10 protein-coding genes are annotated in these 11,185 nt (G+C 45.9%); 6 read left to right on the top strand and 4 right to left on the bottom strand.

Going from position 1 to position 11,185, the window contains the following annotated elements:
• Positions 1–7: 7 nt before the first annotated feature.
• From OCV30_RS00460 to OCV30_RS00450, 3 genes are read right to left on the bottom strand one after another with little or no spacing between them, the layout of a single operon-like run.
• A complete protein-coding gene (locus OCV30_RS00460; RefSeq protein ID WP_009848032.1) occupies positions 8–943 on the bottom strand; it encodes a bifunctional GNAT family N-acetyltransferase/hotdog fold thioesterase in 936 nt (311 codons plus the stop codon).
• Between the two features lie 16 nt (positions 944–959).
• The gene (dtd, locus tag OCV30_RS00455) at positions 960–1,394 is read right to left on the bottom strand and encodes a D-aminoacyl-tRNA deacylase (protein ID WP_004735590.1); all 435 of its coding nucleotides are present in this window, start codon (positions 1,392–1,394) and stop codon (positions 960–962) included.
• Entirely contained in the window at positions 1,366–2,307 is a 942-nt protein-coding gene (locus OCV30_RS00450; RefSeq protein WP_012603002.1) for a virulence factor BrkB family protein, read from the bottom strand. Before OCV30_RS00450 ends, dtd begins: the two co-directional genes overlap by 29 nt.
• A gap of 42 nt (positions 2,308–2,349) precedes the next feature.
• Here OCV30_RS00450 and OCV30_RS00445 point away from each other — a divergent pair, with 42 nt between their 5' ends.
• The gene (locus OCV30_RS00445) at positions 2,350–2,991 is read left to right on the top strand and encodes a DUF2959 domain-containing protein (RefSeq protein ID WP_017099568.1); all 642 of its coding nucleotides are present in this window, start codon (positions 2,350–2,352) and stop codon (positions 2,989–2,991) included.
• Between the two features lie 20 nt (positions 2,992–3,011).
• Positions 3,012–3,542 carry an AAA family ATPase gene (locus tag OCV30_RS00440; protein WP_065679644.1) on the top strand — a complete coding sequence of 177 codons (531 nt, stop codon included), beginning with the start codon at positions 3,012–3,014 and terminating at the stop codon, positions 3,540–3,542.
• A 192-nt stretch (positions 3,543–3,734) separates the two neighbouring features.
• On the opposite strand, the gene typA is transcribed toward OCV30_RS00440, so the two are convergent.
• The gene (typA, locus tag OCV30_RS00435; RefSeq protein ID WP_009848036.1) at positions 3,735–5,567 is read right to left on the bottom strand and encodes a translational GTPase TypA; all 1,833 of its coding nucleotides are present in this window, start codon (positions 5,565–5,567) and stop codon (positions 3,735–3,737) included.
• Positions 5,568–6,130: 563 nt separating this feature from the next.
• On the opposite strand from typA, the gene glnA reads away from it, so the two are divergent.
• From glnA to glnG, 4 genes are all read left to right on the top strand, one after another.
• A complete protein-coding gene (glnA, locus tag OCV30_RS00430) occupies positions 6,131–7,540 on the top strand; it encodes a glutamate--ammonia ligase (protein WP_009848037.1) in 1,410 nt (469 codons plus the stop codon).
• Positions 7,541–7,779: 239 nt separating this feature from the next.
• Positions 7,780–8,349, top strand: a complete 570-nt coding sequence (locus tag OCV30_RS00425) for a DUF4124 domain-containing protein (RefSeq protein ID WP_065679643.1) — start codon at positions 7,780–7,782, stop codon at positions 8,347–8,349.
• Between the two features lie 168 nt (positions 8,350–8,517).
• Positions 8,518–9,594 (top strand): nitrogen regulation protein NR(II), encoded by a 1,077-nt coding sequence (glnL, locus tag OCV30_RS00420; protein ID WP_012602997.1) that lies wholly within the window; start codon positions 8,518–8,520, stop codon positions 9,592–9,594.
• A 120-nt stretch (positions 9,595–9,714) separates the two neighbouring features.
• Positions 9,715–11,118, top strand: coding sequence for a nitrogen regulation protein NR(I) (gene glnG / locus OCV30_RS00415; RefSeq protein ID WP_065679642.1), 1,404 nt, complete (start codon positions 9,715–9,717; stop codon positions 11,116–11,118).
• The last annotated feature ends 67 nt before the right edge of the window (positions 11,119–11,185 follow it).

The raw sequence follows: 11,185 nt of genomic DNA, 5'->3' as shown, positions 1-11,185 counted from the left end.
TTGTCAGCTATACGCTTACGTTGGAGTCCGTTGATAATCTCTTTTTGTAGTCAGGGATCAGCATATAGGTTCCCGTAAACTCAACCGCCTCCACGTCGCCACTGTTAATGGTCACGTGAATGATGATACGAGCTTTTCTGCCTGACGCGAGGCGATCTAAATCGCCACTGATCCCATCCAATGACGTGGATGCCACTGGGTTTTGCTCAACTGGATGACGATAACGAATATTACTATCTGCTAGTACGATATCACCAGTCAACCCACGCTCCTTCATTAGTAACCAAGTCATACCCCAACCGGTTAAGGTCGCCAAGGTAAAGGCTGAGCCAGCAAACATGGTGTTATGAGGGTTAAGGTTTGGATTCAACTGAGCACTACACTCGAACTGATAACCCGTGTATTGGTTAATCTTGATGCCCATCTTGTCACTGATCGGGATCTGATGCTCCCAGCGCTGTTGAAGCTCATTACACCATTCTGGTTTGCGCAGTACATCAGCCATTGGATCAAGAGGTTTTACCATCTGTTGGTGACGCACAGGCCCACGTTGGTCGTTAATCTCACCACGACGCTCAAACTCATTCTTCTCATAGAATGAGATCGCATCTTCACGTGCATTACACACCAAACGCTTCGCTCCTTCTTGGCGTGCCAGTGACTCTAGCGCAACCAAGATAAGTGAGCCCATGCCTTTGCTTTGGCGAGAGTTCTTCACCGCCATATAGCGAATCTGCCCCTCTAGATCTGGGGTGATATAGAGACGACCAATCGCCATCGGGCGACCTCGACCATCAACAATCATGCGATGGTGACTCATTGGGTCATATTCATCGCGCTCTGAACCGACCGGCATTCGCCAAGGTTCGCGGAGCATTTGCCAGCGAAAATGGTAATACTTGTTCAGTTGATTTTCGGTGGTCGGGGTTATGAGTTTAAACATGCTTATTCCTTTAAGCCTAAACCTGCAGCCAGAATGTTACTGGGCCATCATTAACCAAAGACACTTTCATGTCGGCTGCGAATCGGCCACGTTCCGTTGGCAACACTGATTCACATTGGTCAGAGAAATAGTTGTAAAGACGCTCTGCATCTTCTGGGTGAGCACCGCGAGAAAATCCAGCACGTGTCCCTTTCTTGGTGTCAGCTGGCAGAGTGAATTGAGAAACCACTAATACCTTACCTTCTACCTGCTTTACATTGAGATTCATTTTATCGTCTTCATCTCCAAAGACACGATAAGTAGTCACTCGTTCCATCAAACGTTTGGCTTTGGCTTCATCATCACCTTTTTCTACACCTAACAGAACTAATAAGCCTTGCTCAATCTCACCCACGACTTCGCCATCAACACGGACGGCAGCTTCACTTACTCTCTGGATCAGTGCTATCACTGTTGTTTCCTTGCTCTGTAATTTTGTCTTTATCCGACGAGTGTACCATTTCTTGTGAGTCACTCCACTGTTCCTGCTCGCCCAACGCGGCCGTCACTTCAGCACCCACTAACACAATCAACCAGCACAAATAGACCCAAACAAAAAGAATGGGAATCGCCGCTAATGCGCCATAAATCAACTGGTAAGACGGAAACTGAGTAATGTAAGCTGCAAAGCCTTTCTTGCTGAGTTCGAACAACAGAGCCGCCACTAGAGACCCAGCTGCCGCATGAGAAAAGTGTATCTTTTTGTTGGGAACCAACAGATACAGACCGAAAAACGCAAAGAATGAGGTAATCAAAGGGAGCTTGCGAATCACGGTATTAAAAGCACTCGACACGACTTCGTTTTGTAACAAGTTTAATGATGTCACATACGAGGTTGCAGCAATGCTCGCTCCGATCAAAATAGGCCCAAGAGTTAGCACCATCCAATACATCGAAAAAGACAACACAGCACGTCGCTTTTCCGTTACTCGCCAGATGTAGTTTAGGTTTTTATCAATATTGGAGATCAGCATCAGAGCGGCAATGAATAAGAACACACTACCCACCGCCGTCATCTTGCCGGTATTGGCAACAAACTCCAGTAAAGCACCATGCACCGCATCCCCGGAAGCGGGAACAAAGTTGGTAATAACGAAGTTTTGAATCACTAAACCAACATCAGCAAAAACTGAAAATGACGACAAAATAGAGAGTAAAACCGTCAACATCGGTACGATCGAGAGCAAAGTAATGTACGCCAAGTACCCTGCATTCACATTAACTCTATCGTGCGTCATCCGCGTAAGAAGATAGCGGGAAAACTGGATGCTTCCTGTAGCTGCCTTTTTTATCTTCAACTTGTAACTCCCTGGTAACTCGTTCATAGTCCTAATTAATATTCCGTCATTTAACTATAGGAAACTAGGATGCCTTATTTAATAGTTATAGTCCTCTCTATTTTTACTCTTACTGGATGCCAATCAGCTTATTACTCCGCAATGGAGCAAGTGGGTTACCACAAGCGTGACATTATGGTCGATAGAGTGGAGGATGCGAAAGAGTCACAGCAGGATGCTCAGGAAGAGTTTACCAGCGCACTTGAAGCCTTGAGTAGCCTGACTAACTTCAGTGGTGGCGACCTTGAAGACATGTACAACAAGATCAATGATAAATACCAAGACAGCGAGAAAGCCGCACAAAATGTCAGTGACCGCATTGCTGCGATTGAAGATGTGTCGGATGCGCTATTTGCAGAGTGGCAGGGAGAGTTGGACCTTTACACCAGCGATTCACTGCGTCGTTCAAGTGAGAAAAAGCTGCGTGAAACCAAATCATCTTACCAGACCATGCTTTCAGCGATGAAACGGGCTGAGAAGAAAATGGATCCGGTACTCAACACTCTTCGCGACAACACGCTTTATCTCAAACACAACCTCAATGCGAGTGCCGTTGGTTCATTGCAGGGAGAGTTTATGAGCTTAGAAAAAGACATCGCCTACGCGATAACACAGATGAATGCTGCGATAGCTGAGTCGGATAAGTTCTTAGCACAACTCAACCAAAAATAACGCTTCAGAGACAGAACACGATGAAGCCAATCATTATTACTGGCGGCCCCGGAGCCGGGAAGACAACACTGCTCAATGCCTTGGGTAACGCGGGTTACCCAATATTTGCAGAATCCTCTCGCCAATTGATAGAACAACAGAGCCAACTTGAGAACGGTATCTTACCTTGGTTAAACCTTCCTGGATTTTCTCAGCTATGTTTAGGAGTGATGAATGAGCAGAAAGAGCAAGCGAAGCAGCACCAAATTGCTTTTCTTGATCGCGCCATTCCAGACATTTGTGGCTATTTGGCTCAGGCGAAACTAGAGATAAACACAACCTACCGAGAAGCGAGCCAAGGTTATCACCCCCAAGTGCTGTTCTGTCGCCCTGAGGCATCGATTTACGTACAGGATGATGTGAGGCCTTACCCGTTTGAAGAGGCATTAGAGATTCACCGCGCTTTAGTAACAGTCTACCAAGAGCTTGGTTACGAGGTGGTTGAAGTGCCGTTTATGTCGGTCGATAAGCGGCTTCAATTCGTTGAGCGTTACTTAGTTATCAAAAGCTAGATCCCCAACTCGGTCGTTCCTCCCTCTTGAGGATGACGAATACTTGAACGCCCTTCGAATCTCTCATCTCGTTCACCCGCATCTACTCCAACACCACATAAAACAAAAGCCCCGAGCAGCTAGGCTACTCGGGGCTTTCTTATTTATTCTAAAACGTATTGCTTGAATAGCTAGAAGCTAGTCAACTAGCAATTAAGCCTTAGCTGGACGTGCTGCACGCTTACGTTCGTTTTCAGTAAGAAGCTTCTTACGGATACGTACGTTTAGTGGCGTTACTTCTACTAGTTCATCTTCATCGATAAACTCAAGAGCTTGCTCTAGAGTGTGCTTGATCGGTGGAGAAAGAACTTGTGCTTCATCAGTACCAGATGCACGAACGTTCGTTAGTTGCTTACCTTTCAGACAGTTTACTGTCAGGTCGTTTGAACGGTTGTGAATACCGATTACTTGACCTTCATAAACTTCATCAGCGTGCTCTGTAAATAGACGACCACGAGCTTGAAGGAAGAACAATGCGTAAGTCAGTGCTTTACCAGTCGCGTTCGAGATTAGAACACCATTGTTACGTTGACCAATGATACCGCCTTTGTAAGGACCGTAGTGATCGAACGAGTGGTAAATAAGACCAGAACCAGACGTCATTGTAAGGAATTCAGTTTGGAAACCGATAAGACCACGAGAAGGCATCATGAAGTCCATGCGAACACGGCCTTTACCATCTGGTGCCATATCTGTTAGCTCACCCTTACGTAGACCGATGCTTTCCATGATCGCACCTTGGTGCTCTTCAACTACATCGATAGTAACCGTTTCGAACGGTTCCATTTTCTGACCATCTTCTTCTTTGATGATTACTTCTGGACGAGATACTGCTAGCTCGAAACCTTCACGACGCATGTTTTCGATCAGGATAGAAAGGTGAAGTTCACCACGGCCTGATACGCGGAAACGGTCTGGACTTTCAGTTTCTTCAACACGTAGTGCAACGTTATGAACCAATTCTTTTTCAAGACGCTCAAGGATGTTACGTGAAGTTACAAACTTACCTTCTTTACCCGCGAACGGAGAAGTGTTTACTTGGAACGTCATTGTTACTGTTGGTTCATCAACAGATAGAGGTTCCATTGCTTCAACAGTGTTTACGTCACAGATAGTGTCTGAAATTTTCAGCTCACCAAGACCTGTGATTGCAATGATGTCGCCAGCGTTAGCTTGTTCTACTTCGTGACGCTCAAGACCTAGGTAACCAAGTACAGTACCTACTTTACCGTTACGTTTTTTGCCTTCAGCATTCACGATAGTTACTTGTTGGTTTGGCTTAACCGAACCACGAGTAACACGAGCAACACCGATAACACCTACGTAAGAGCTGTAATCAAGTTGCGAAATTTGCATTTGTAGTGGACCGTCAAGGTCAACTGCTGGTGCTTCTACTGTATCAACAACAGCTTGGAACAATGGTTCCATGTTCTCGCCAGTTTCGCCTTCAGTCATTGTTGCCCAACCGTTTAGAGCTGAAGCGTAAACAACGGTGAAGTCTAGTTGCTCATCTGTAGCACCTAGGTTGTCGAAAAGGTCGAATACTTGATCCATAACCCAATCAGGACGAGCGCCTGGGCGGTCAATCTTGTTGATTACAACGATTGGCTTAAGACCGTGTGCGAATGCTTTTTGCGTTACGAAACGAGTTTGAGGCATTGGGCCATCAACTGCGTCAACGATAAGCAGAACAGAGTCAACCATAGACATGATACGCTCAACTTCACCACCGAAGTCCGCGTGTCCCGGAGTATCTACGATGTTGATGCGGTAATCATTCCAGTTGATTGCTGTGTTCTTAGCAAGGATTGTAATGCCACGCTCTTTTTCGATGTCATTCGAATCCATGACACGCTCTTCAGCTTCACCACGAGACTCAAGAGTGCCTGACTGTTGTAGTAGTTTATCAACCAAAGTCGTTTTACCGTGGTCAACGTGCGCGATGATCGCGATATTTCTTAACTTATCAATCTGTGGAGTAGACATGGATTCTCGATTCACTCATAAAAGTAGCCGTCACTTATCTCAAAAGTTTGGATAATAACCGCTAGCTTGATTTAAAAAACGGTCAATAATATACCAGATTCTAGACAAAAACCCAGAAATATGTGATCTGAACCAAGGCTTTTTTCTTTATTAGCGATTCATATCCGCTTAACTTTGGTTCCGTACAGTGTCTAGTCGACTAATTCGTAGGGTTATCGAAAAGTATCACCCGCGAAGTGGGCAACCAAATCTCAGGTAAAATAACAAAAGTGGATTGACAACTTAGGCAATTCATTGCTGAATGGTGTTCGCTTATGTCTCATATTGGTGCATAGATAAATAGTTGCACCAATACCGTGCAACCAAAGATCATTTTGGTGCAAAAGTCAGAGTTCGCAAATCAAGAAAACAAGTAAATCATTGAAATTAATGGAATAATTTTTTTGGCACGTTTTTGGCTATAGATAAATCAGCATCGATTAATGCACGTATAGACATTAATCAATGCTGGTTTCAACCGAATCGAGCTAATACCGAATTAATAACACTGGAGGTTATCCAAGATGTCAGTAGAAAATGTACTATCCCTGATCCAAGAGAACGAAGTTAAATTTATCGACTTACGTTTTACTGATACAAAAGGTAAAGAGCAGCACATCTCTATTCCTTCTCACCAAGTTGATGCAGACTTCTTCGAAGAAGGCAAAATGTTTGACGGCTCTTCAGTAGCTGGTTGGAAAGGCATTAATGAATCTGACATGGTAATGATGCCAGACGCAGCTTCTGCTGTACTGGACCCATTCACAGAAGATGCAACGCTAAACATCCGTTGTGACATCCTTGAGCCTGCAACAATGCAAGGCTACGACCGTGACCCACGCTCTATAGCTAAACGTTCTGAAGAATACCTACGTTCTACGGGTATCGCAGACACAGTTCTAGTGGGTCCAGAGCCAGAATTCTTCCTATTCGATGACGTTAAGTTCTCAAACGACATGTCTGGTTCTTTCTTCAAAATTGATGATGTAGAAGCAGCTTGGAACACAGGTTCTGACATCGAAGGCGGTAACAAAGGTCACCGTCCTGGCGTTAAAGGCGGTTACTTCCCAGTAGCTCCTGTCGATTCATCTCAAGATATCCGTTCAGCAATGTGTCTAGTAATGGAAGAGATGGGCCTAGTTGTTGAAGCTCACCACCACGAAGTTGCAACTGCGGGTCAAAACGAAATCGCAACTCGCTTCAACACGCTAACAACAAAAGCGGATGAGACTCAAATCTACAAGTACGTTGTACACAACGTTGCGCACGCATTTGGCAAAACAGCGACATTCATGCCTAAGCCACTAGTTGGTGACAACGGTTCTGGCATGCACGTTCACATGTCATTGAACAAAGATGGGCAAAACTTGTTTGCTGGTGATAAGTACGGCGGCCTATCTGAAATGGCTCTTTACTACATCGGTGGTGTAATCAAGCACGCTCGCGCAATCAACGCATTTGCTAACCCATCAACGAACTCATACAAGCGTCTTGTACCTGGTTTCGAAGCACCTGTAATGCTTGCTTACTCAGCACGTAACCGTTCTGCTTCTATCCGTATCCCAGTAGTACCAAGCCCGAAAGCACGTCGTATCGAGCTACGTTTTGGTGACCCAGCAGCTAACCCATACCTATGCTACTCAGCAATGCTTATGGCTGGCCTTGACGGTATTAAGAACAAGATCCACCCTGGCGAAGCTATGGATAAAGATCTATACGACCTTCCTGCAGAAGAAGCAGCTGAAATCCCAACAGTTGCAGAATCTCTACAAGGTGCTCTAGCAGCACTTAACGAAGACCGTGAGTTCCTAACTGCTGGTGGCGTATTCTCTGACGACTTCATCGATTCTTACATCACACTGAAATCTGACGACGTACAGCGCGTGAACATGGCTACACACCCACTTGAGTTTGAACTGTACTACTCAGTTTAATCCTTAGTCGGTTAGCATGTAATTCTTACTGCAGTAAAAGCTATTGCAACATGTAAGAAGCACTAAAAAATATTAGGCTCGCCTCGCAGGCGGGCCTTTTTTCTATTCTCCCTCCCCCTGCTTCCTCGTACCATATCTTAAACAAAGCCCTTAGAGGCTGTTGCTATAAATACAATAAAATCAATAACAAAACTAACGTCAAACGTGAAAACACCTAACGGTGGAAAGAGGCTAACGATATGAAAAACATACTGTTCCTAATCGGATTAACAGTCGCATTCTCGTGCTCTGCTCAAACGGTGTACACCTGGGAAGATGGGGATGGTGTGCTTCACTTTAGTGATACCCCTACCGATCAAGGTGCGGAGGCTCTGCGCCTACCTGACGTACAAGCTTCCGCGCCAGCCCCTAAATTTGAGGCTTCAACGCCTGTTGACGCTGCAGATCCCTCTACAAGTAAAACGGCAACACCAGCTCAAGCTCAGGAAAAAACGGATAACACGAAACGAGAGGTACCCGCTCAGTTAGCCCTCAGCATGCTGACTCCAGTTCATGATCAAACCATCCGCAGCAACCGTGGCTTAATCCCAATAAAAATAAAACTCAACCGCAAGCTTGGTATTGGAGAGCAGTTGCAATTGATGCTCGATGGTCGTCGTTATGGCGCTCCACAAACCCAACCTAACTGGGAATTGAAAGGTATCGATCGAGGCACTCACACCATTGCAATTCAAGCACATAGAAGCGGCAAGCTTATTGCATCTACTAGTCCAGTCACCGTGTATTTACATCGAGCGACGCTCAAGTAAGCCAATGTGTTAAAAGAGGCCAAATTACCTCTACTTTTCACCTGATCGAAGCAGCTTTCAGCAACTCTAATGAATTATCTTTAGCTTCTGGTTGATATGCGCCATACTTGAACTTAGCTTCGCACCAATTTGGTGCAGTGAGAAAAACACCAGTTCAAGGACGAAATAGTGAATCGATCAGCTAAAAGCGACAGCATAGATACACATCATCTTTCCAGCGCCATTCTCGACAATATGGTGACCTCAACATTGATGCTCGATGAGCAACTGTATGTCCGATATGCCAACCCGGCGGCTGAACAACTCTTTTCGCAAAGTGCACGACGTATCGTTGATCACCCTCTGAGCCAACTTATCCAGCACGCCTCACTGGATTTAGCGCTGTTGACTCAACCGCTACAAAGTGGCCAAAGCATTACCGACAGTGACGTTACCTTTGTGGTTGATAACCGCCCACTAATGCTTGAGGTAACAGTGAGCCCAATATCTTGGCAGCGAGAAACGCTGTTATTGGTTGAGATGCGCAAGATAGACCAACAAAGACGCCTCAGCCAAGAGCTCAACCAACACGCACAACAACAAGCGGCTAAACTATTGGTACGCGGATTAGCCCATGAGATTAAGAATCCATTGGGCGGATTAAGAGGAGCCGCGCAGCTACTTGGTAAAATGCTCCCTGATCAGTCCCTTAATGAATATACGCAGATCATTATTGAACAAGCCGACCGCCTGAGAGCTTTGGTCGATCGCCTGCTTGGCCCACAGAAACCGGGGACCAAATCGGAAGAGAACCTTCACCAAATACTTGAAAAAGTAAGGCAACTCGTCGAGCTAGAATCAGGTTCAACACTCGTCATCGAACGAGACTACGACCCGAGCCTACCGGACATCTTGATGGATTCAGCACAGGTAGAACAAGCCATGCTCAATATAGTGAGCAACGCAGCTCAGATTCTGAAGGCTCAAGAATCAGGAAAAATCACCATTCGCACCAGAACGGTGCATCAAGCAAACATTCATGGTCAGCGACACAAACTCGCCGCTCGCATTGAGATCTGCGACAACGGCCCGGGTATCCCCGATGAATTGAAAGATACCCTGTTCTACCCAATGGTCAGCGGACGAGAAGGTGGCACAGGGCTAGGATTATCGATTTCTCAAAACCTGATCGATCAACACAATGGCAAAATTGATGTTGAAAGCTGGCCAGGTAACACCACTTTCACGATTTACTTACCGATTTAGGTCACAGAACCTCGTTATTAGACAGCGCGATGAAGGCGTAACTCGGTAGCTCAAAGATTAGAGACACCATAAAAACAACAATGATTATCACAATAGATTTGGCTGCAAAGGAATTGAATTATGAGTAAGGGATACGTTTGGGTCGTCGATGACGACAGCTCTATCCGCTGGGTAGTAGAGAAGACACTTTCATCTGCGGATATAAAGTGTGAAACATTTGCTGATGCAGAGAGCGTGCTGCTTGCGCTTGAGCGCGAGACGCCAGACGTTTTGGTGTCTGACATTCGCATGCCCGGCATTGACGGTATTGAGCTTTTGCATCAGGTTCATCAACGCTCTCCCGACCTGCCAGTGATCATTATGACCGCGCACTCAGACCTTGATGCTGCGGTCAATGCTTATCAAAAAGGCGCTTTTGAGTATCTGCCTAAGCCGTTCGATATCGATGAGACACTGACTTTAGTAGAACGAGCAATCGCCCACAGCCAAGAGCAAAAGCGAGAACAGGCGAGTGAAGCAGTAGAAGACACCAACGCGCCAGAAATCATTGGCGAAGCGCCTGCGATGCAGGAAGTCTTCCGCGCTATTGGTCGTTTGTCTCGGTCATCCATTTCCGTACTGATCAATGGTGAATCAGGTACAGGTAAAGAACTAGTCGCACACGCCTTACATCGTCACAGCCCAAGAGCGAAAAAGCCCTTTATCGCCCTGAACATGGCTGCGATTCCCAAAGATCTCATCGAGTCAGAACTGTTTGGCCACGAAAAAGGCGCCTTTACCGGTGCTAACAGTGTTCGCCAAGGACGCTTCGAGCAAGCCAACGGGGGTACTCTGTTTCTTGATGAGATTGGCGACATGCCACTCGATATTCAGACTCGACTACTGCGCGTGCTGTCTGATGGCCAGTTTTATCGCGTAGGTGGACATTCTGCGGTCAAGGTCGATGTTCGTATCGTTGCCGCAACCCACCAAGATCTTGAGCGCTTAGTACATGACGGTGGTTTCCGTGAAGACCTTTTCCATCGACTCAACGTTATCCGAATCCATATTCCGGCACTGCGCGAACGTAAACAGGACATTGAAAAGCTGACTCACCACTTCCTAGCATCAGCCGCTGAAGAGCTTGGTGTAGAAGTGAAGACACTGCACCCTGAAACCATTCTGAAGCTCAATCAGCTCAATTGGCCGGGAAACGTGCGTCAGCTTGAGAACATTTGTCGTTGGTTAACAGTAATGGCAAGTGGTAGTGAAATACTTCCTTCAGATCTACCACCAGAGCTGCTGGAAGAAAAAGTAGTGACAACTTCTGGGACTGGAGATAACTGGCAACAACTACTCGCCAATTGGGCAAAATGTGCGCTTGATTCAGGAGAAAAGGAGCTACTGACTTATGCTCTACCCGAGTTTGAACGTATATTACTAGAGGCCGCACTCAACCATACCAATGGCCATAAACAAGATGCAGCCAAAGTTTTAGGTTGGGGAAGAAACACCCTGACTCGTAAGCTCAAAGAGTTGTACTGAGTATTATATGCCTCTAGATACATATTTTTTAAAGCTAAAAAAGTGTCGCTTGATTTGAATAGTATCG

Source organism: Vibrio atlanticus, from assembly GCF_024347315.1.
Lineage (GTDB): Bacteria > Pseudomonadota > Gammaproteobacteria > Enterobacterales > Vibrionaceae > Vibrio > Vibrio atlanticus.
This window is presented reverse-complemented; position numbering and strand designations above follow the sequence as displayed.